Raw genomic sequence first — 17593 nt, forward strand, 5'->3', positions numbered from 1 at the left:
ACATGGACGTAGCAATCAATGATGATAAATTTATCGATTTGCTCGTTGACCGGTTAGTAGACAAAGCTTTGCCAATACTCGAAGCCAAGCTTGATGAGCGTGATCAGCTAGAAAAATACGACTATGACGTGACCCAAAAATGCTTGTATACAAACATTTTCAAATGTGATTCGACCAAATTCAACAAGATTCAGGCATTGCCAGGCTTTCCAACTAACCCTAATCCAGGTGGTAACCCAACCTACAACCTGAAAGAAGTATTGATCTGGCGTCACGAAAGCCAAGTCAGACATTAAGGAGGTGAAACCAATGAACGCAAATGACTACATCTTTTATGGGAAATGCCTAGTAGATGGTGCCCTTGCACTGGTCACATTGGGTATCGCTAGTGGAATTGGTTGGATGATCCATGAAGCAATCAAAAACCCGGAAGATTTCTTTGGGATCAAGTAAGGAGGTGAAACATATAATGCAAACTCCTATAGGAAAAATCTCTCGTGCGGAAGTGGGAGCAAGAATTTTTGAAAAGCGTATAGAACGACATATCACGATGGATGAGCTTGCTAAATTAATTAGCGTTAGCAGTAAAAGCAAAGTTGATGAGTGGGAAAGAGGAAGATTATTGCCTGACAAAAACACACTTATGCGAATAGCTTATGTTCTTCACACTAGTTTTGATTATTTAGCTTTTGGAAACAAAGATAGCTTTAAACTTTCAAAAGTTAAATCTGTTGAAGATGCAAATCCAGCAAAATACAAGACTGATTTATCTCAAGTATTTGCCCGAAATTTACGAGTGATGATGGCCGAACGGAAAATCAGAAATTCTCAAATGTATGAGCGCACCGGCATTGCTAGGTCAACCTTATTTTCAATAGAGGAAGGGAAAACCAAAATGATCAGATTCGACACAGTGGAGAAAATATCAAAGTTTTTGGGAATTGAACCTTATTTACTTTTTCAAGAACACCGCATATAGGAAAAGGAGACAAAACGATGAATTTAACACTTGGTTCAGAAATGATTTATACAGCACCAAAAAGTCATAAAAAAAGAACTCCAACCCGGCAGTTAGAGTTCAAACCAGAATTACTGGCATTGCAAAATATTTTTCAAATTAATTCTACTCCGAACAGCGACTTATCGCAATCCCTAGGGGGCTTCAAAAATGGTAAATAGTACAGCAGAACTTCAGAAATTAATAGAATCTAGCGAGGAGAATTAATCATGAAGGAAATTAAATTAAAAACGATCAGTTACCACAATTTCAAAGGTATCAAGGATTACACCATTGATGCTGATGGTCAGAACGTCACGATTGCTGGTGAAAATGCCACAGGGAAGACATCATCCTTTGATGGGTTCTGGTGGTTGTTGTTCGGAAAGAACAGCTCAGAAGCTAGTAAATTTAACCCTAAGCCACTGGACGAAAATGGAAATGAAATCATTGGCTTAGAGCCGGAAGTAAGTGCGGTTCTTACGGTTGATGGCAAAGAGGTCAAGCTTTCACGCAAGTTGGCAGAAGTCTGGAGCAAACCGCGTAATCAGGTCGAAAAGGTGCGCAAGTCCGACAAGACGGAATTAACTGTTGATAATGTGCCTTATAAGTTGACCGATTACAACAAGATGGTCAGTGACATCATCGATGAAGACAATTTCAAATTGCTCACCAATCCAATGGCTTTTAACAATCTTAAATGGACCGACCGCCGAGAAATTTTGTTAAAGATGGTGCCGGATGTTGACGATGAAGAAATCGTTAGCCAAACAGATCACCCTGATGAACTGCGTAAGATTTTGAGTGATCACACTGTTGATGAACAGCGCAAGATTGTCAAAGCGCAGCGCAGTGATCTTAAAAAGAAAATCGACAGTTTACCTGCGCGAATTGATGAAGCTAACCGGGCTATTCCAGAAGTCAGCACGACTTCTAAAGAAACTCTGGAAGCAATGCTCAAGGAATATCAAAGCTCATTGTCAGCGAAACAATCCGATTTACAAGCCCTCAACGTGTCTAACGATTCATTGGACGCCCGCAAGCGTAAATCAGAACTGCAGAATGAATTGCAGTCCAAACAATCGGCTCACATGCAAGGTGAACAGCTGGCTCTAGGAACTCTCGCTAATGACGTATCAGACATGCAAATCAAATACAACACATTGAATGGTCAGGTATCTGAACAGCAACGGGAAGTTGAATCACTGTCAACCAAACTGCAGACTACCTCAGATTATAAACAAGTTCTATTAAGCCAGTACCACGAAGCTAAGGATCAGACATTTGATGATAGCCAGCTGGTTTGCCCGACTTGCGGGCAAGAGTTCCCCAGTGATAAGCAGGCTGAAATCAAGGAACATTACAACACTGAACGTGCTAAGAAGCTTGAAGATGTCACGACTAAGGGCAAACAGGCTGCAGCTGATATTGAACAAACCACTGAAACACTAAAGGCTAAACAGGCTGAGCTTGAACAATCTCAAACGGAATTATACGAAGCCCAGAACCGTTTAACTGAATTAAAGCAGGAGTTGGCGGAGAAGAAATCAAAAGTTGCACCGTTTGAAGAAACCGATATTTACCACGACTTAAAGGCAAAGATTGATGCATGTGACATTGAGATTCAGCAAGGCAATGGCGGCAACCAAGAAGCTAAGCAAGAGCTGCAGGCAAAAATCAGCAAAATTCAGGCTGATATTGAGCAGGTTCAAGGTGAGATCAGCAATTATGATGCCGCTGACCGTCAGCATGAACGTATCAAGCAATTGACTAGCGAAGAAGCTGAATTAAAGGATCAGTACAACAATTTGGATCTGCAGTCATTTGTGCTTGATGAATACGTCCGTACCAAGGTTAAGGTACTGGAGAAACGAATCAACGACATGTTTGGCTTGGTCACCTTTAAACTATTTGAAACCCAGAAGAATGGCGAAATTAACGATATCTGCGAAGCAATGGTCGATGGCGTACCATACAGCACCGATTTGAACAATGCCGCTCGTATCAATGCCGGTTTAGATATCATCAACACTTTATCCAAACAGTACCAAGTATCCGCACCAATCTTCGTCGACAATGCCGAATCCGTTAACAACATAATCGAAACAGAGTCACAGCAGATTCGTTTAGCAGTCAGCAAAGACAAGCAATTAACAAAGGTAGGAGATTAATATGGCTAACAATAAACAACAAAACAGTCTCAGCTTGGTCAAAGCAAGTAACTACTTTGTCCCACAAGTCGAAGACCAACTAAAACGCAGTCAATTAAACATGACAGATTACCAAAAAATGTGTGTCACTGGTGCCATGCAACAGATTTACCAGGTGATTGTTGAAAACAATATTGATCCTAATACCGTCACCAGCAACGTCAATAATATTTTGCTGACGGTGGCAGCATTGCAACTGAATGCCAATGCCCAGCCACGCGAAGTCTATTTCCAAACGCGAAATACTAAAGATAAATCCGGCACTTGGCACAAAGTGATTGAAATGGGTATCGAGGGTGATGGTAATGACGCCTTGCTTAACCGCTTCGGTCGTAACGTTGCCTATGTTCACCCGTTCTGGCAAGTCCGTGAAGGTGACAAGTTTGAATACCCGAAGCACATGGGAATCGAATTAACACCGCCTGTGTGGGAGCCAGTTGGTGATGCTGAGAAGAAAGTGGTCCGGATTGTTTATCCAATCGATATGTATATGGGCCCTGATCTAGGCAACGATGAACCTCGTAAGACAACGACCGAGTACTACATCACTGAGCGCGAGCAAGTCAAACGTAATCTTTTAGCCCACATGTCAAACAACCTCATGCGTGAAAAAGATAAAGCGGCACGGTTGGAAAAGATTAAAGCATTCGCTAAGGATCACACGTTAGATGAAATCTTAGACTCGCCAGAGATGATTAAGCTAGGACATATTTCCCCCGCTTGGCGTGAACCGCAATCGCGAGAAACCATGATAGTTCGTAAGATGCGAAACAACATCGTTAAGAAAATCCCGAAGAATTTTGATAATGCCTTAGCTCAAACCAAGTACGAAGAAACTGCTAATGATTCTTACCGCGAAATGCGGCGTGATGTAACTGAAGAAGCAAATGTAGAGGACTTTGACCAAGCGATTGAAACTCATCAGGAAAATAAGCCTGCAGGAGACGAAGCACAGAGCGCTGAAATTGTTGATAGCCCTACAGTTGACCAAGCTAAGCCTCAAACAACGCCTGATAAAGAGCCAGCTGAGGACAAAGAACCAGCCGAAAATAATGAAGCTCCGCAAAAGGAGGCTGAGCCATTTTGATTGATGTAAAGATTATTGGCTCAGGTAGCAGTGGTAACTGCTACGTCATTGATGATGGTAAAACGCAACTCATCATTGAAGCTGGTGTCGCATTCAAACACGTTCAAGTTGCCATGGATTTTGACTTTAGCCGCTTAGCAGGTGTGCTCATTAGCCACGAGCATGGTGATCATTCCAAGTACCTACCAGCTTTAAGAGAACATGTTTCAGCACCGATCTTCATGACCACTGGGACTGCCAAGGCGTTAAAACAAACCTTATTCTATTCACCAATCAAGTCGCTGGATCCTTTTGCAGCTGGAACGTGGAAAATCATTCCATTTGAGGTTAAACATGATGCCAGAGAACCGGTTGGCTTCATGATTGAAAATCAGTTAGGCGAACGGTTGCTGTATGTGACTGATACGTATTTTGTAAAATACAAGTTCCGAGATATCAAGTACATGGTAGTGGAAATGAATTACCTCAACACCATTGCCATGGAAAATGAACGCAAAGGGAACTTGAACCACGGCTTACGCAATCGGATCCTAACGAGTCACTTTGAGATGAGCAACAGTTTGGCTTTTATCCAAGCTAATGAATCTGACAAATTGGAATCCGTTACGCTGATCCATTTATCTGAAAAGAACAGCGATGAACAACTATTTAAGCGGCGCACTCAAGCCGTGACCGGTGTACCTGTATATGTAGCCCCTCAAAAGTCATGGTAAGGAGGGGAGCATCGTGAACAATTATTTTTCTCACGATAGCAATGCTAGGAACTCTGAAAAGCTGATTAACGTCCGTATGAAATATGGTGCGGAGGGCTATGGAATCTACTTCATGATATTGGAGAGATTGCGAGAGGAACATGACTATATGAGTATCAAAGATTATAACGTTATAGCCTTTGATCTTCATGTTGACGCGTCCAAAATCAAGTCCATTGTCGAAGACTTTGGGTTATTTGTCTTCACCGAAGATGGTGAGTACTTCTACTCCTCAGGATTCAACAAACGAATGGCACTCAAAGATGAGAAAGCTAATCGGCGTAAGGAAGCTAGTAAAAAGGCAGCAAATAAGCGTTGGGGCAAGAAAGATAAGCCTACCAAAAATCAAGATAATGCGAACGCAATGCCAACGCATAACGATAGCAATGCGAACGCAATGCCAAATGATGCCAAAGAAAAGGAAAGTAAAGAAAAGGAAAGTAAAGGAAATAAAAGTAAAGTATCTAATACCTCTCCTACCTCTCCAAAATTTGAGCCAGAAGATTTGACGCTAGAGTTTCTTGATTTTTGGAATGTTTATCCGAGACAGGAGAAAAAACAGAAAGCATTTAACGAGTACGTGTTTGTTCGAAATTCTGGTATCAGTAAAGACCTGCTTGTCAAAAAAGCGTCTGAATACGCTAAATCGCTTAAGCTTCATGGTTCAACTGGCGGTTATGTGTCTATGCCAGAAAACTGGCTTAAAGAACAGCGCTGGACGGACGAATATGACCTTACTCCGGTTAGCAACGGTACTGATACCGATGAACCACAAACTAGAGAGGACTGGGTGCGCTAATGACAGAACAAATGATGAATGTCGGAGCGGGCTTCTCTCAGGCTCAAATACGAGCATTGGCAAAAGCTAAAGGTATTGACCTGAACCACCTGCCCAGCAAAGAAGAACTCGACCAGCGAACCATTGAAATGGCCAAACAAAAACTGATCAAGCAGAAGCAATCCTGGTTCAAACACGAGTCACTGTACTCCGGCAATGTTGAACTGGAATTCACGTTTGCTGACTGGAAACCGGAACTGCAGGAAAACGTCGCGCAAGCTAAAGCAATTGGCAATAAGGCTTTTAAAATCGCACAGCAGTTGAGTACCGGTCAGGAGTTTAATGTCGTCATGCTTGGAACTCCTGGAGTTGGCAAAACTTCTCTGGCTTTAGCAATTTTAAATCAGCTGGCTAAGTCAGGTAAAACGACCATGTTTGTTTCGACGGCTGAATTACTGAAGCTGATCAATGACAAATTTGAGGATCGTAGCCTAACCGGCAAGATTGCCGAAATCAAGCGAGCTATGACGGATGTTGATGTTCTTGTCCTTGATGATTTCGGCACGGAAGGCGGCTTAAAGTTCAATCCGGTTCATAAGGATATGCAGGAGCTGATGTATCAAGTCTCCAATGCCCGTGTGGACTTTAAAAATAACCACGCTAAGGGTTCAACGATTATCACGACTAATAATACCAAAGCCCAGTTAAAGCTCATGTACGAGCCAAAATTCATTGATAGGGTGTTCCCTAACAATCCAGAACATCAGCTGGTTTTTAGCGAATTGAAAGGAGTGCGGCAAGTATGACATGCGAATTATGTAATGGCAGCGGGCGCATTTATAACGATTTAGGCTACGGGGTAGAGATTGTCCCTTGTCCTAATTGCAATAAGGCTCTGCGTGCTGAAAAACAAGCCGAATATGAACAAGCAATTAAAGCTGTAAAAACACCCGCATGGGTACGCGAAGCGGTAGCCGAGATATTGCATTAGTAATCAAGGAGGTGTGCACATGGATCGTCCAATCTTAGTAACTGAACATAACGAACACGGAGCCAGCTTTGTGTACACCGATGAAAAGCACGCTAATGCCACTTTGCTGGTTGATGACCAACGGCATATTAGTCGTGACCAGCAGAAGAAAGCTTATGCCCTGTTAGGCGAGATAGACGAATGGTCGGGCAACTATATACCCGAACTCACCAAAGCGCAAATGAAGCACCAATTCTTACTTGAGAGCGATACTTACGAGCCGTTCTCATTGAAGAACTGCTCTATGAGTCTGGCATGGGAGTTCATTGACTTCCTCATCAAGTTTTGCCTGGTCTGGGACGTGCCGTTTGCTAGCAAAACACTTGATTTGATACAGGGGTCATATGGCTGGGAGTTGCATTGTTTGGAAACTAAACATTGCTGTATCTGTGGTAAGCATGCCGACGTCGCTCATTTGCACGCGGTTGGCATAGGCCGTGACCGAAAACACATCAGCCACATCGGCAACAGCGTCATGGCATTATGTCGTGAACATCACCAGCTGCAGCATGTGCAAGGCATTAACAACTTTATGAGATTGAATCACTTAAAAGGTGTGCGCGTCACACCAGAGATTGCCAAGATGCTCAAGCTTGGTAATTGGCATATCGAAGAAGGAGAAGAAATCATTTCAACAAGGAAGTGAGCCAGATGGAACAATGGCAGTTACTTGGTTTCAACGACCGGGAAGTATATCACACCGGTACCAAAGCGGAATGTATTCGTTGGATGAATGACAGTTACAAAGGCGCTATCCATATTGCGCCTGGTAAACCAAACAACTTATTGCCGCAACCAATGCTGATCGTTAAATATTATCCTGATAGTCCTGGCATGGTAGTGACGGAAAAACCTGCTGAAAAAAAGCAGCATGTTAACTGGCTAGACAGTGAGACCAAGATTTTAGAGCAAAACCTGCATGCCAGTCCGCATGAATTAAAGCAACAGATCCCACGCCACAGTGAGAATGCTATCAACGCAAGACTGACGATTGTTCGGGCTGAAATGAGGGATAAGTATGCGCGTCACAATCAGTAGAGGAGACGAATGGTACAAGGATATTGAGCTACTTAAAGCCTGCCATTTAATTGGCTGTAAAGGCTGGCAGCTAAAAACCGCTTTGGATGATGATAATGAATATCTGAGAGGTTGGAAAATTCGTAAAGCTGCAGAAATCTATAAGGGAGTTTTTGACAAATGAAAACTAAAACTCGCAACGACTACTACGCCTTAATTAGGCAAACCTGTCTTCAATGGGGCATGGGAAAACCGGTTCGAATTGGCAAAGTTTCTGATGCAATGTATGAATTTGATATCTATCGCAACAATCTGAATCACAAGATTTTAAAACAGCATTTTATGTATGACATTAAACATGGGTCTATGAAGCTAGTCGCAGAGAAAATCCTTAGGTCATGAGGTTTTATAAGTAAAGGGCGGTAGGCACCCAATGGTGAGAAAAAACAATCGATGGACGCAAGCAAAAATCAATGAGCTTTTAGATATTCTCATATTCGATCCAGATACGAATCAGTGTTTGAACTATGAGGAAGCAGGAGAGCATTTCGGAGTAAAGAAAACTAGCATTAAGCGCGTTGTTATTAAGCTTAGGAAACAAGGAATTTTACCCAAATACGATGTTTCAAAGCAACGAGATAGTTTTTTGCGACCATATACCGAAGATGATTATAAATATATTTCGGCAGCCTTTAATGCCGGAGCGTCGTTACGTGAAGTTGCAGAAGCATTCGGTAGAACTGTAAATGCCATGCGCTGTGTTAGAGCAGATCTAGCTAAGCAAGGAAAGATTAAATATCATTTCCAACCTTGGTCAAAATTGCAAACCGAAAAGTTGATTATTAATTGGCAGTCGGACAGTTACTTTGTTACCGAAAACGCCAACTATTTGGCCGACATCACCGGTCATCCCAAATTAGCTGTATATAGCAAAATTGAGCAACTTCGCGAAAGCGGATGCTTACCAGCAGCTAAAAGAGTAGCCCCGCCCGAAGGCGTAATTGAACTTAGAACTGAATATCATAACAAATTAATGAATAGGATATTTTGGAGACATACTAATGGCAAAATTCACACTTGAAAAAGTAAACAAGCTTTTAGAAATAAACGAATCCTTCAAAGCACCTGATCGTCTGATGGAGTTGCTGTTTGATAAGTCAAAGCGCGAAAACCTGTTTAAATCGTTTTTAGAAGTTTCAACTGATCTCAGTTTCGATTGGTTCCATCAATATTTTGAAGATGAGCAAGCTGAACGAAAAACGAATAAACAGGACTTCACACCCAATTCGGTAGCGAAAATACTGTCGAAGCTTGTTGGACCGCAAAATACTTATATGGAGTCAGCAGCTGGAACCGGTGGCATTGTAATCACAAATTGGTGGCAGGACTGTATCAATGAATCACCCTTAACGTACATGCCTCATGAACATCTTTACTGGGTAGAAGAACTATCAGATCGAGCAATTCCATTTTTGCTGTTTAATTTGGCTATCCGTGGTATGAATGCTGTCGTTTGGCACGGAGATTCGTTAGAGCGTACTTGTCGAGGTGTTTTCCTGGTAGAGAATCAGGCTGACGACTTTCTAAGTTTTAGCGATATTAATATCATGCCATATAACGATGAGGTAAAAGACTATTTTCAAATTAAAAACTGGGTTGGCAATCCATACCCTGATCATATTGAAACTGATAGTGATGAGTGGTCTAAAAATGTGATCGCAAACATGGAGATGAAGCAACTGTGGAAGGAGAACGTGAAGTGAAATTAATTAGTCAAAAAGATGACACGGTAAATGTACAACATTACTCAAGGGGAGAAAACCGTGATGATATGCGGAAAATGAAGCTATGGAAATACTTTAGCTGGTGGATTCATAGTTTCAAAGCTGGCCATATTACCAGTGTAACCATGACTAAATGGGTTGGAACGAATAAGCATGTCTATGAAATTGCACCAAATATCACCCTGGCGGACATTGATGGTAATTACCGGTTATTGCAAGGTATTCTGGATCAATTTGGTGCTTCACATCGGCGTCAAACTTGTATCGATTTTCGGGGACAATTTATGGCACCACTTAAATATGCTCAGGAGGAAGGTTTTATTGATCGTTTTCCTCAATCACGACTAACGCTCCACTCAGTTGAAGATAATTGGACGTTTGAAAAGAAAAGCAAGGTTAAGAACCAAGCCAAGTCGTTGTCAGAGGCTGAGTTCAGAATGTTTAAAACCAGATTACAAATTGAATTAACCGATTTACTCAAACAGAAACCGATTATTAGCGCAACGCATTCGGGATTAAAGATCGTGCATCCTGAAAATCATGCAATTAGTAAGCAAACCCGTTTAATGGTGCTCTACACGTTATTTAACACCGGTTGTCGATTCGCAGAAGTATTGGGAATTACTCTGACCGACTTGAGTACCAATGAAATAGCAATCAATAAGACATGGGATTATAAGAGCCCTGAAAATCGGTTTGCACCAACTAAAAATTTAAGTTCAATTCGTAAGGTTTCGGTTCGACCCGAATTTATAGCGTTCCTGAAGAAGTATCTAAGCTGGAAAGTTAAATATTTTGATTCAGATGGGGATCTACCTATTTTGGTTGAGCCTAAAACCATGATTTACAACGATACGTTTAATCATTTCTTCCGATCCTATCAAAGAAAATATGGAATTGATAAAAGTTTGTCTATTCATAAGATCCGTCATAGTTATATTTCATTCATGTTAGCGCAAAAAGATATCAGTACTGAATGGATTGCCCGTCAAGTTGGTCATTCGAATACATTAATGATTCGAAAAGTATATGGGCATCTACTAGATGAAAGAGCTGCACGAGATGAGATTTCTGCGATGGCAGCCATGATGTAGAAAGTAGGAGACCGTCAAATGAAGCTTGTAAGAAATGCTAACGGTGACATTAAGATAAACAGCATCAGAAATATTCAGCAAATTTTTGAGCATGATAACAACTTGAAAAACGTGCGATGCTTCAAGATCCCCGATACAAAATTTGACACTAAATACGCTTATTTTACGACTGCTTTTCCGTGGAGTACGAAAATAACCAATAAGTTAAAGGGGACTATGACAGGTCGCAATTCAATAGTTATATATAGTTTCAATTTTGATTTGGATATTTTAGAGATGCGTGTATATATCGAAGATCATTACGATTATTTGCCAACAAGATCGGCAATTAGAGACTTCATGACAGTTAAGTTTGCTTCTGCTACAGAGTTAAACCAATGGCCGAAGTTAGGAGGCACACCATGGCTAACAACAGATGGCGACTGAAAAAGAGACTGTTGAAAAAGCAGTACCGGTACGAATCTCAGAAGATTTCAGAAATGACATTGGATTCTCTGAAAGAATATTTAGATTCGGACTCGAACAAAAAGATTGATAAGCGGCACAAGCTATCGAATAAGCGCTACTTTCGAGCTTCGTTTAATTTTCCCATGTGGGGTGATGACGATTAAAGATTTTATCGATAATCTTGGCTGTTTGGCAAGCTTCCTAGTGCAGATGATCATGATGTTCGGCGCTATTTTTCTGGGTGTTAAAGCCATCATGATAATGGCTAGTTGGATATTTTAGGAGGCAAGCAATGAAAACGAGTGAATTTATCAAAAAAGTTGAACAATTAGGGTTTTACGTTATTGTGCAGGATGATGCAGTTTATGTAATGATATCCAGATTTAATAAGCATTGGATCATGAGAATTGGCAACGATTTTTGTGGATACATTCAGGCAGATTTCAATGAGGTTGAGTGGAAATATGACTTTAAGGCTCTCTATGAGTTGGCTGTTGATTATGCTTTTACTCCGATTAAAGAGCGTGGGGACGAAGCAAAATTCTATGTGAGATTATCACCCCAAAATATCTATGATAATTGCTCTTGGCTCTCACCATTAGGAAATTGGGTTACAAATCAAAACCAGCTTCAGCCCGGTATCTTTACCCCAACAAGTTATTCAGCATTTTTAAATGCTTTCCCAGAATGGCAACCATTTTTACCTGATTACGATTCAGAGAATCGAGACGTTTTCGTACCTGTGGAGGATGACTGATAATGTACGCAATTCGGAATAAAGAAACCGGAAAGTTTGTGAGCGGAACTGATTACCGCCAGCCGTATGGAAACACTTTTGGAATAGGTGAATTTTCGAAAATCCAAATGATCATTTACAGACAGATTAGTAATGGTAGTGCATTGACCTATGCAGATTATTGGCATGCCGAGCGTGATTTCTTTGATCGTGGCTGCAGTTCGAAACTTTACAAAATTGTAAAAGTTGATCTAGTGGAGGTAGACGAATGATTAAAGCGTATGCGGTTACTGGTGAAGATTGGGACTACGGTGAAACTGGCGAAATTGTTTGGGCTGAGAATGCTAACAAAGCTAAAGCACAACTAGCTTTAGCTGAAGTTGTCAACGAAGCAGAATATGTTGATTTGAGAGCAATCCGGGCACCATGGGCAGACGGAATGGAACATATGAATAAAGATAAGTTCTGTATTGAAATGCTTAAGCACGGATGGCGATGGTACCTAGGGGATGTTGGGCCAGATATTAGCATTGACGAAACCGCAATTCCTGTGCTTAAGAAAGTGGGCAGTATTGAAGCTTTTGCAAGTGCATTTGATAAAGGCCAGCTAACTTACGACCGGGACAATGAGGAGTGGAAATTCAATGAGACCAATTAAGTTCAGAGCATGGGATCGATACATGAAACAGATGGTTAAGGTTAAGACACTTGATTTTAGCCCACAAGGTGCTGAGTGTGCTGTTGATTATAGCGACATCAATGGTGATATAGACGGTGAGTGGGACTTGATGGAATACACTGGATTAAAGGATTCAGAGGATGTTGAAATCTATGAAGGAGACATCGTGGAAATCGATGTTCAAGAATACGTTGCTGGTTATGAACGTGAAACACTGCATACAGGTGTGCTTGAATACGATGGTGAGGGAATGCGTTATTGTTTGAAACCCATTGGTAAACCAAAGTTGTTAGTTGGAACACCACCAGATGATGATTCCGGCATTTCCGGTTGGGGTGAACTATCTTGGGAGCCAGAATACTTGGATTACGTCCAACAAGAAGATATTACCGTGATCGGCAATATATACGAAAATCCTGAATTACTGGAGGCACATGAATGAGTAATCAGAACAGGTGTTTAGTTAGATGCAACCACTGTGGCCACTGGCAATGGCATGCCTTCCACTTTTTAAACAATAGAATTCCAATGTACTGGCATCGTGAGGAATACGAATTTGGTGTTCGATGCTCGGAGTGTCGAAAGACATTCACGGCAATTTATCGCCCGGATGTGATTCAAGAGGAGTTGACACTAAATTGACCGATTTACCCGATAGTGAAAAGGAAATGAATACTTGGTGGGTGTCGAGATTTGATAAGAACAATTACAAAACTATTCGTTTATTCAACCATAGACAGTTAATGCAGACATATTCCACAGCCAATGCACTTTATAGTGATGTCGAAGATGCTGAAAGTGCATTCTGGACAGCAAGCCAGGCTAATATGGCTGTTACTTGTGTTGCTGTTGGCAATAAGAGATACAAGAAGATCAATGGCAAGATTCGGCAGATTGCCAGCATGGAGGTAGACGAATGAACAATATGCTGTGGTTAGTAACCATTCAATATCATGAAAACATTGCACCCTTAGCCGTTTTTGCTAGTCAGCAAGCAGCAACAAAATACGTTGATGAATCACCAAGACTAAATAGAGGCAGTTATCAGATAGAACCAGTGGAGGACAGATTGACTGATGAAAAGTAATGAACAAGTATTCGATGAACTTAGCAGTGAAGGCGCACAGGTACGACTGAGGCTCGTAAAACTGGAGCAATTTGTTAATTCTCCTGAATATTCTGAACTTTCTGAATATCATCAGCAATTGATTCAGAAACAGTGGCGTGCAATGGACAGCTATATTCGTGTATTAAATTCACGTATGGATGATTTGGAGTGGTGATTATGACATTAGTATTCGACAAGTCACTAGCAACACCGCATTACCGGCATTTGCTTGGTAAGAAACATCTCAATGCCATTAATGGGCTACCGGTGATATTTAAAGACGGTGATAACGAGGGGACGATTGAAAAATATTTTGTGGACGGGCAAGAGTATCATCTTTATCCAGTTCACCGTGAATCGTGCAGAGAGGTGGAATTGCTTTTATGACTGAAACGAAAGCACAACATGAATGCCCGTACTGCCACGGTAAAAAGATAATTGTTGGTGATGATGATATAGAGGCTTACGTACTGATCAAAATTAATTGCCTATTTGTAGAGCCAAGAATTGTTAAGCCAGGGGGCAACAATGGAACAGGTAGACCCATCAACTATTGCCCCGTATGTGGCAGAAAATTGGAGGCATGAAAATGATTGAAACAGGTAAGCATTCAGATGGATATTTCACTTTTAAAGGACATCAGCTGATTCAAGAAGCTCTAAATGATTGGTTCGATTTCGGCAAACCTGATCAATCATTTACAGATTATTTTCCATCTGTTTCTTGGATCAAAAGAGATCATCTATATAAAACAAGGATCTGGTTGGAACAAATTGAAGAAGTGGTTGATAAATGATGGAAAAGTTCGTTCAATTAATACCTTTGTCTGTAATCGTCAGTATGCTCGTAATTATAGGGCTTGTAATATACATGTGGCATCAAGAAACCGAACATGATTTTTACGATTATATCGATAAGCGACTTGATTTCGAAAATAAAGGAATCAATAAACAAATTGAATGGCAGGAAAAAGCAATCAATGAACTGCTTGTCAAATCTGGTGATGCTGAGTTAGTTACCAAGCTAAAAATCCCTGAAGTGATTTTAAATAATGGAGTAAATGATCTAGTCAGGGTTTGGGAAAAGAGAGGTTACCTGGTGAGTATAAAGAACAACGAATTTATACTCTATAAGCTTCCAGATGAACTAAAAAAGTAAAGGAGCTGAGAGAAATGATAGCTTCAATTATTGTCAGCGTAATAGTAAGCTCTGCAGTTTCCATCAGTATTGAGGTTTTACGAGCTAAACATCAATATAAAAAACAGTCCAAAAAGCAAATAGATGAGTTACGTAAAAAATATGCCGACAAATAAAAAAAGCCACCCTTGGCTGGGCAGCATACGAATTAAACCTATCAGTTAATATTGTATGCTACAAAGTCAGCAATAACAAGGGGTGTAGAGGGTGCATTATTCAGATTGGGATATCAACGCAACGTGCAAAAATGCTAAACAGGTCTTACGGCAATTTAACGAGTGGAGGGAGGAAGTTGCCCACTTGAAACTCGAAGTATCCCTGTCAGCAATTCAGTATGATGGGATGCCGAAAAGTGAGACTAACGAAAATGGTACCGAGAACTCCTTGATCCGGCAAATTGCGGATCTAGATGACGACCGTTACCGTCTGGAACATCAGATTGTCATGGTCGAAAAAACTTTGGATGTAATGGGTGAGCCTACACGAGAATCACAGCAACTGTCAACGCTGCTTCATTTGAGATACATAGAGCGCTATTCAGTTAAAAGCTGCTGTGAACGGTTAGCAACATTGTTTCATCTCGACTATATTTCAGAATCAAAGTTCCACCGTGACGAAAACGAAGCACTCTTGTTGTTCGTCAGAATTTATCCAGAACGGGATGATCTCATAGTAAAGATAGGCTCCTAAAAAAGATGGGAGGTTTTTGGGTCATTTTTGGGAGACTTTCGAAGAAAAATGGGAGATAAGTGACAGTTTTTGTCCGTTTAAAGGGGGTATTCTGATATCGTTGATAAATTAATCAACGTGTCCTCTAACCCCCTAAAGAGAACATTATCCCCTAAATGATAAATTCGAAGTGGCTGCATGAACATTTAACGGGTTTAAGCCCCGTGTCACTTTTTGCCGGTTTAGTAGTCCGGCATACGATTTCAGTGAACTTCCTCAGTTGATTGGCTGTTGCATGCGGCCAATCTTATGCAGCCGATATGATGGTGCAAGCAGGTTCGAATCCTGCCGGTTGCTTAGCCCCTTAGTAGCAATAATCTTGCTGAACATACTAGTTAAAGTAGGCTTGATAGTACAGCCAGTTGATTCTGGAAGATGTGGACGATCCACAAGGGTGTGTTGGTGTGGCATAGTGGCTGTGCCCCAGTACTGATAATGCTGGGTACGCTGGTTCGATTCCAGCCGCCAACTTTGCCAGCCTTGCCATTGGCTGGCTTCCTGTACTTATATTCTCTTTCCTTTATGTCCGCTGGGAAGCGGGCATATATCTCGCTGGTGTAATTGGCAGCACAACGGTCTCCAACACCGTTGATCATAGTTCGAGTCTATGGCGAGATGTTGAGTTGAATACCTGCGAAGCTCTGGGAGACGTCCCTATGTTGCGACGAAAGCACCGGTGCACCGGGATAGCAAGGGTACGATACGATGGTAGGGCAGTCTTTAAGACAAGCCTAACTTGTGAGTATATTTGCAGAGACCAGTCTCTGTAAGTGATTGGATTAGCAGCATAGTTGTCAAAGGTGAGCTGAAAGCCAGTAATTGTGCGGCTGAGCAGGGTTCAAATCCCTGTTACTCCTTAGCCCACCTAATTCACGGAGGTGAACGCTCCTCTCAGGGGTGGGTGAAAAATTAGTTTTCCTTTCCACGGGGACCATTCACGTTTTAAGGCCGATCTAGTCAATCGGCCTTTTTTAATACATAAGATTCAAATTCAGGAGGTGTCAATGTGGATAAATACGATATCGGAGTACTAACAACGTTTATGTTGGCGCTTCTAGCTGCGTGGTGGCTGTCATGAGAATGATCAACTGCAAATATGGTTACGTTAGCCAGGTTGAACTAAAGGTGTTCAGTGATCTGGATCATGACTTAAAGCTGAAAAAGAAGAAACGCCGTTATTCAATTAAACAGCAGCCAATTAAACTATCAACGGCAAAAAAGGAGGATTAATAAGTATGAGTAAAACAAACGAAGTAAAGATATCTGGAGACATTGGTGATGACTTAATGCGAGCATGTAATGATGCCCAGCAAATTAATCTTAACGGGCATGCTTATATCATCACATTCGTAGATAAAACTGATGACCCAGCTCTAATCAAGTTAAAAAGGATTCCTAGTGGTGACCATGCTTTAAACAATGACGAAGCAACTTATCGCTATAAGAAAGAATTTAAAAATCCATATCTAGTCATGGATCAGGGTAAGGATGACAAACTAATTGATCTCGTTAAAGAAATCAGAGATTCAATTGGCGAGGGCAAAATTACGTTATTTAAACGGATGGAATATATCCAAGCAGTTATTAATCTAGCTGAGGGTTTCCCAGCAAGCATGGTAGCTGAAGCATTGGATAAATCAGCTGAATACGTACGTAACCAGAAGGTACAAGCATATTGGGAGGAAAAGTAATGGATAAAGAAACGTTTATTTCACTGTATAACGATGAGATCGACAAAATTGTGAATCAAGATGCTGTTCGAGTTGAAACCATTAAGCGGGAACGTGAAGATGGCACGCTAGACAATATGATTGAAGGTTCAACCTACATTGCCAGAACTGCCTATCTAAAAGCCTTAAACCAAGGCTTTAATGATGACCAAGCGTTTGTGATTGGTTTACGACAAGCAGGATATATTAGCGACAACTAGCCCGCTGCCTTCTTCTGT

At 41.2% G+C, this 17593-nt stretch carries 36 protein-coding genes and 1 tRNA gene; 36 read left to right on the top strand and 1 reads right to left on the bottom strand.

Annotated features, from left to right (window positions below; genetic code table 11):
• Positions 1 to 2 precede the first annotated feature (2 nt).
• The 32 genes from CES81_RS03550 to CES81_RS03695 all read left to right on the top strand — a co-directional run bounded on the left by CES81_RS03550 (position 3) and on the right by CES81_RS03695 (position 15606).
• Positions 3 to 296: a hypothetical protein gene (locus tag CES81_RS03550; protein WP_089120717.1), complete on the top strand. Its 294-nt coding sequence runs from the start codon at positions 3 to 5 to the stop codon at positions 294 to 296.
• 13 nt (positions 297 to 309) lie between these two features.
• Positions 310 to 453 carry a hypothetical protein gene (locus CES81_RS13465; protein ID WP_180949711.1) on the top strand — a complete coding sequence of 48 codons (144 nt, stop codon included), beginning with the start codon at positions 310 to 312 and terminating at the stop codon, positions 451 to 453.
• Positions 454 to 469: 16 nt separating this feature from the next.
• Positions 470 to 979 carry a helix-turn-helix transcriptional regulator gene (locus CES81_RS03555; protein WP_180949712.1) on the top strand — a complete coding sequence of 170 codons (510 nt, stop codon included), beginning with the start codon at positions 470 to 472 and terminating at the stop codon, positions 977 to 979.
• A 17-nt stretch (positions 980 to 996) separates the two neighbouring features.
• Positions 997 to 1179: a hypothetical protein gene (locus CES81_RS03560; protein ID WP_089120719.1), complete on the top strand. Its 183-nt coding sequence runs from the start codon at positions 997 to 999 to the stop codon at positions 1177 to 1179.
• A gap of 48 nt (positions 1180 to 1227) precedes the next feature.
• Positions 1228 to 3168, top strand: a complete 1941-nt coding sequence (locus CES81_RS03565; protein ID WP_089120720.1) for an AAA family ATPase — start codon at positions 1228 to 1230, stop codon at positions 3166 to 3168.
• A gap of 1 nt (position 3169) precedes the next feature.
• Positions 3170 to 4294 carry a hypothetical protein gene (locus tag CES81_RS03570; RefSeq protein WP_089120721.1) on the top strand — a complete coding sequence of 375 codons (1125 nt, stop codon included), beginning with the start codon at positions 3170 to 3172 and terminating at the stop codon, positions 4292 to 4294.
• Positions 4291 to 5007 carry an MBL fold metallo-hydrolase gene (locus CES81_RS03575; RefSeq protein WP_180949713.1) on the top strand — a complete coding sequence of 239 codons (717 nt, stop codon included), beginning with the start codon at positions 4291 to 4293 and terminating at the stop codon, positions 5005 to 5007. The genes CES81_RS03570 and CES81_RS03575 overlap by 4 nt, the downstream gene beginning before the upstream one ends.
• A gap of 13 nt (positions 5008 to 5020) precedes the next feature.
• On the top strand, positions 5021 to 5845 hold the full coding sequence (locus tag CES81_RS03580; protein ID WP_089120723.1) for a DUF4373 domain-containing protein: 825 nt from the start codon (positions 5021 to 5023) through the stop codon (positions 5843 to 5845).
• Entirely contained in the window at positions 5845 to 6630 is a 786-nt protein-coding gene (locus CES81_RS03585) for an ATP-binding protein (protein ID WP_225356342.1), read from the top strand. Before CES81_RS03580 ends, CES81_RS03585 begins: the two co-directional genes overlap by 1 nt.
• Complete coding sequence (locus CES81_RS03590) at positions 6627 to 6815, top strand: hypothetical protein (RefSeq protein ID WP_089120724.1); 189 nt, start codon at positions 6627 to 6629, stop codon at positions 6813 to 6815. Before CES81_RS03585 ends, CES81_RS03590 begins: the two co-directional genes overlap by 4 nt.
• Positions 6816 to 6834: 19 nt before the next feature.
• Positions 6835 to 7500 (top strand): putative HNHc nuclease, encoded by a 666-nt coding sequence (locus CES81_RS03595; protein WP_089120725.1) that lies wholly within the window; start codon positions 6835 to 6837, stop codon positions 7498 to 7500.
• Between the two features lie 5 nt (positions 7501 to 7505).
• Entirely contained in the window at positions 7506 to 7892 is a 387-nt protein-coding gene (locus tag CES81_RS03600; protein WP_089120726.1) for a hypothetical protein, read from the top strand.
• Entirely contained in the window at positions 7873 to 8055 is a 183-nt protein-coding gene (locus CES81_RS03605; RefSeq protein ID WP_089120727.1) for a hypothetical protein, read from the top strand. The genes CES81_RS03600 and CES81_RS03605 overlap by 20 nt, the downstream gene beginning before the upstream one ends.
• Positions 8052 to 8273 (top strand): hypothetical protein, encoded by a 222-nt coding sequence (locus tag CES81_RS03610; RefSeq protein ID WP_089120728.1) that lies wholly within the window; start codon positions 8052 to 8054, stop codon positions 8271 to 8273. Before CES81_RS03605 ends, CES81_RS03610 begins: the two co-directional genes overlap by 4 nt.
• A 31-nt stretch (positions 8274 to 8304) precedes the next feature.
• The gene (locus tag CES81_RS03615) at positions 8305 to 8952 is read left to right on the top strand and encodes a hypothetical protein (protein ID WP_089120729.1); all 648 of its coding nucleotides are present in this window, start codon (positions 8305 to 8307) and stop codon (positions 8950 to 8952) included.
• The gene (locus CES81_RS03620; protein WP_089120730.1) at positions 8933 to 9634 is read left to right on the top strand and encodes an N-6 DNA methylase; all 702 of its coding nucleotides are present in this window, start codon (positions 8933 to 8935) and stop codon (positions 9632 to 9634) included. Before CES81_RS03615 ends, CES81_RS03620 begins: the two co-directional genes overlap by 20 nt.
• Complete coding sequence (locus CES81_RS03625; RefSeq protein ID WP_089120731.1) at positions 9631 to 10749, top strand: site-specific integrase; 1119 nt, start codon at positions 9631 to 9633, stop codon at positions 10747 to 10749. Before CES81_RS03620 ends, CES81_RS03625 begins: the two co-directional genes overlap by 4 nt.
• An 18-nt stretch (positions 10750 to 10767) precedes the next feature.
• Positions 10768 to 11175 (top strand): hypothetical protein, encoded by a 408-nt coding sequence (locus CES81_RS03630; RefSeq protein WP_089120732.1) that lies wholly within the window; start codon positions 10768 to 10770, stop codon positions 11173 to 11175.
• Positions 11151 to 11360, top strand: coding sequence for a hypothetical protein (locus tag CES81_RS03635; protein ID WP_089120733.1), 210 nt, complete (start codon positions 11151 to 11153; stop codon positions 11358 to 11360). Before CES81_RS03630 ends, CES81_RS03635 begins: the two co-directional genes overlap by 25 nt.
• 128 nt (positions 11361 to 11488) lie before the next feature.
• Entirely contained in the window at positions 11489 to 11953 is a 465-nt protein-coding gene (locus tag CES81_RS03640) for a hypothetical protein (protein WP_089120734.1), read from the top strand.
• Between the two features lie 2 nt (positions 11954 to 11955).
• Positions 11956 to 12204: a hypothetical protein gene (locus CES81_RS03645; RefSeq protein ID WP_089120735.1), complete on the top strand. Its 249-nt coding sequence runs from the start codon at positions 11956 to 11958 to the stop codon at positions 12202 to 12204.
• Entirely contained in the window at positions 12201 to 12590 is a 390-nt protein-coding gene (locus tag CES81_RS03650) for a hypothetical protein (protein WP_089120736.1), read from the top strand. Before CES81_RS03645 ends, CES81_RS03650 begins: the two co-directional genes overlap by 4 nt.
• The gene (locus tag CES81_RS03655) at positions 12577 to 13053 is read left to right on the top strand and encodes a YopX family protein (protein ID WP_180949714.1); all 477 of its coding nucleotides are present in this window, start codon (positions 12577 to 12579) and stop codon (positions 13051 to 13053) included. The genes CES81_RS03650 and CES81_RS03655 overlap by 14 nt, the downstream gene beginning before the upstream one ends.
• A 196-nt stretch (positions 13054 to 13249) precedes the next feature.
• Positions 13250 to 13531: a hypothetical protein gene (locus CES81_RS03665; RefSeq protein ID WP_089120739.1), complete on the top strand. Its 282-nt coding sequence runs from the start codon at positions 13250 to 13252 to the stop codon at positions 13529 to 13531.
• Positions 13528 to 13698 (top strand): hypothetical protein, encoded by a 171-nt coding sequence (locus CES81_RS13470; RefSeq protein ID WP_180949715.1) that lies wholly within the window; start codon positions 13528 to 13530, stop codon positions 13696 to 13698. Before CES81_RS03665 ends, CES81_RS13470 begins: the two co-directional genes overlap by 4 nt.
• Positions 13688 to 13894, top strand: coding sequence for a crAss001_48 related protein (locus CES81_RS03670; protein ID WP_089120740.1), 207 nt, complete (start codon positions 13688 to 13690; stop codon positions 13892 to 13894). The genes CES81_RS13470 and CES81_RS03670 overlap by 11 nt, the downstream gene beginning before the upstream one ends.
• Before the next feature lie 2 nt (positions 13895 to 13896).
• A complete protein-coding gene (locus CES81_RS03675; RefSeq protein WP_089120741.1) occupies positions 13897 to 14106 on the top strand; it encodes a hypothetical protein in 210 nt (69 codons plus the stop codon).
• On the top strand, positions 14103 to 14306 hold the full coding sequence (locus CES81_RS03680; protein WP_089120742.1) for a hypothetical protein: 204 nt from the start codon (positions 14103 to 14105) through the stop codon (positions 14304 to 14306). The genes CES81_RS03675 and CES81_RS03680 overlap by 4 nt, the downstream gene beginning before the upstream one ends.
• A 2-nt stretch (positions 14307 to 14308) precedes the next feature.
• Entirely contained in the window at positions 14309 to 14515 is a 207-nt protein-coding gene (locus CES81_RS03685; RefSeq protein WP_089120743.1) for a hypothetical protein, read from the top strand.
• Positions 14512 to 14877, top strand: a complete 366-nt coding sequence (locus CES81_RS03690) for a hypothetical protein (protein WP_089120744.1) — start codon at positions 14512 to 14514, stop codon at positions 14875 to 14877. The genes CES81_RS03685 and CES81_RS03690 overlap by 4 nt, the downstream gene beginning before the upstream one ends.
• Positions 14878 to 14891: 14 nt before the next feature.
• Complete coding sequence (locus tag CES81_RS13475) at positions 14892 to 15032, top strand: hypothetical protein (RefSeq protein ID WP_180949716.1); 141 nt, start codon at positions 14892 to 14894, stop codon at positions 15030 to 15032.
• A gap of 184 nt (positions 15033 to 15216) precedes the next feature.
• Positions 15217 to 15606 (top strand): hypothetical protein, encoded by a 390-nt coding sequence (locus CES81_RS03695; RefSeq protein WP_145993324.1) that lies wholly within the window; start codon positions 15217 to 15219, stop codon positions 15604 to 15606.
• A 255-nt stretch (positions 15607 to 15861) separates the two neighbouring features.
• Here CES81_RS03695 and CES81_RS03700 read toward each other — a convergent pair whose 3' ends face one another.
• Positions 15862 to 16056 (bottom strand): hypothetical protein, encoded by a 195-nt coding sequence (locus CES81_RS03700; RefSeq protein WP_089120746.1) that lies wholly within the window; start codon positions 16054 to 16056, stop codon positions 15862 to 15864.
• On the opposite strand from CES81_RS03700, the gene CES81_RS03705 reads away from it, so the two are divergent.
• From CES81_RS03705 to CES81_RS03715, 4 genes are all read left to right on the top strand, one after another.
• Positions 16044 to 16116, top strand: a tRNA-Ile gene (locus CES81_RS03705). The two genes, CES81_RS03700 and CES81_RS03705, sit on opposite strands and share 13 nt — an antisense overlap.
• Before the next feature lie 609 nt (positions 16117 to 16725).
• Positions 16726 to 16875 (top strand): hypothetical protein, encoded by a 150-nt coding sequence (locus CES81_RS13480; protein WP_180949717.1) that lies wholly within the window; start codon positions 16726 to 16728, stop codon positions 16873 to 16875.
• A 5-nt stretch (positions 16876 to 16880) separates the two neighbouring features.
• Complete coding sequence (locus tag CES81_RS03710; RefSeq protein ID WP_089120747.1) at positions 16881 to 17336, top strand: hypothetical protein; 456 nt, start codon at positions 16881 to 16883, stop codon at positions 17334 to 17336.
• Positions 17336 to 17575, top strand: coding sequence for a hypothetical protein (locus tag CES81_RS03715; protein ID WP_089120748.1), 240 nt, complete (start codon positions 17336 to 17338; stop codon positions 17573 to 17575). Before CES81_RS03710 ends, CES81_RS03715 begins: the two co-directional genes overlap by 1 nt.
• The last annotated feature ends 18 nt before the right edge of the window (positions 17576 to 17593 follow it).

This window comes from Secundilactobacillus pentosiphilus (assembly GCF_002217985.1).
GTDB classification, from domain to species: Bacteria; Bacillota; Bacilli; order Lactobacillales; family Lactobacillaceae; genus Secundilactobacillus; species Secundilactobacillus pentosiphilus.

Bases quoted from the DNA above. Each gene is read 5' to 3' on its own strand.
- CES81_RS03560 (WP_089120719.1), top strand. From the start codon at position 997: ATGAATTTAACACTTGGTTCAGAAATGATTTATACAGCACCAAAAAGT.
- CES81_RS03610 (WP_089120728.1), top strand. From the start codon at position 8,052: ATGAAAACTAAAACTCGCAACGACTACTACGCCTTAATTAGGCAAACC.
- CES81_RS13465 (WP_180949711.1), top strand. From the start codon at position 310: ATGAACGCAAATGACTACATCTTTTATGGGAAATGCCTAGTAGATGGT.
- CES81_RS03680 (WP_089120742.1), top strand. From the start codon at position 14,103: ATGACTGAAACGAAAGCACAACATGAATGCCCGTACTGCCACGGTAAA.
- CES81_RS03630 (WP_089120732.1), top strand. From the start codon at position 10,768: ATGAAGCTTGTAAGAAATGCTAACGGTGACATTAAGATAAACAGCATC.
- CES81_RS03600 (WP_089120726.1), top strand. From the start codon at position 7,506: ATGGAACAATGGCAGTTACTTGGTTTCAACGACCGGGAAGTATATCAC.
- CES81_RS03690 (WP_089120744.1), top strand. From the start codon at position 14,512: ATGATGGAAAAGTTCGTTCAATTAATACCTTTGTCTGTAATCGTCAGT.
- CES81_RS03605 (WP_089120727.1), top strand. From the start codon at position 7,873: ATGCGCGTCACAATCAGTAGAGGAGACGAATGGTACAAGGATATTGAG.
- CES81_RS03655 (WP_180949714.1), top strand. From the start codon at position 12,577: ATGAGACCAATTAAGTTCAGAGCATGGGATCGATACATGAAACAGATG.
- CES81_RS13475 (WP_180949716.1), top strand. From the start codon at position 14,892: ATGATAGCTTCAATTATTGTCAGCGTAATAGTAAGCTCTGCAGTTTCC.
- CES81_RS03565 (WP_089120720.1), top strand. From the start codon at position 1,228: ATGAAGGAAATTAAATTAAAAACGATCAGTTACCACAATTTCAAAGGT.
- CES81_RS03585 (WP_225356342.1), top strand. From the start codon at position 5,845: ATGACAGAACAAATGATGAATGTCGGAGCGGGCTTCTCTCAGGCTCAA.
- CES81_RS03550 (WP_089120717.1), top strand. From the start codon at position 3: ATGGACGTAGCAATCAATGATGATAAATTTATCGATTTGCTCGTTGAC.
- CES81_RS03670 (WP_089120740.1), top strand. From the start codon at position 13,688: ATGAAAAGTAATGAACAAGTATTCGATGAACTTAGCAGTGAAGGCGCA.
- CES81_RS03635 (WP_089120733.1), top strand. From the start codon at position 11,151: ATGGCTAACAACAGATGGCGACTGAAAAAGAGACTGTTGAAAAAGCAG.
- CES81_RS03570 (WP_089120721.1), top strand. From the start codon at position 3,170: ATGGCTAACAATAAACAACAAAACAGTCTCAGCTTGGTCAAAGCAAGT.
- CES81_RS03595 (WP_089120725.1), top strand. From the start codon at position 6,835: ATGGATCGTCCAATCTTAGTAACTGAACATAACGAACACGGAGCCAGC.
- CES81_RS03700 (WP_089120746.1), bottom strand. From the start codon at position 16,056: ATGCCACACCAACACACCCTTGTGGATCGTCCACATCTTCCAGAATCA.
- CES81_RS03675 (WP_089120741.1), top strand. From the start codon at position 13,897: ATGACATTAGTATTCGACAAGTCACTAGCAACACCGCATTACCGGCAT.
- CES81_RS03685 (WP_089120743.1), top strand. From the start codon at position 14,309: ATGATTGAAACAGGTAAGCATTCAGATGGATATTTCACTTTTAAAGGA.
- CES81_RS13470 (WP_180949715.1), top strand. From the start codon at position 13,528: ATGAACAATATGCTGTGGTTAGTAACCATTCAATATCATGAAAACATT.
- CES81_RS03650 (WP_089120736.1), top strand. From the start codon at position 12,201: ATGATTAAAGCGTATGCGGTTACTGGTGAAGATTGGGACTACGGTGAA.
- CES81_RS03590 (WP_089120724.1), top strand. From the start codon at position 6,627: ATGACATGCGAATTATGTAATGGCAGCGGGCGCATTTATAACGATTTA.
- CES81_RS13480 (WP_180949717.1), top strand. From the start codon at position 16,726: ATGATCAACTGCAAATATGGTTACGTTAGCCAGGTTGAACTAAAGGTG.
- CES81_RS03620 (WP_089120730.1), top strand. From the start codon at position 8,933: ATGGCAAAATTCACACTTGAAAAAGTAAACAAGCTTTTAGAAATAAAC.
- CES81_RS03555 (WP_180949712.1), top strand. From the start codon at position 470: ATGCAAACTCCTATAGGAAAAATCTCTCGTGCGGAAGTGGGAGCAAGA.
- CES81_RS03645 (WP_089120735.1), top strand. From the start codon at position 11,956: ATGTACGCAATTCGGAATAAAGAAACCGGAAAGTTTGTGAGCGGAACT.
- CES81_RS03710 (WP_089120747.1), top strand. From the start codon at position 16,881: ATGAGTAAAACAAACGAAGTAAAGATATCTGGAGACATTGGTGATGAC.
- CES81_RS03615 (WP_089120729.1), top strand. From the start codon at position 8,305: ATGGTGAGAAAAAACAATCGATGGACGCAAGCAAAAATCAATGAGCTT.
- CES81_RS03715 (WP_089120748.1), top strand. From the start codon at position 17,336: ATGGATAAAGAAACGTTTATTTCACTGTATAACGATGAGATCGACAAA.
- CES81_RS03640 (WP_089120734.1), top strand. From the start codon at position 11,489: ATGAAAACGAGTGAATTTATCAAAAAAGTTGAACAATTAGGGTTTTAC.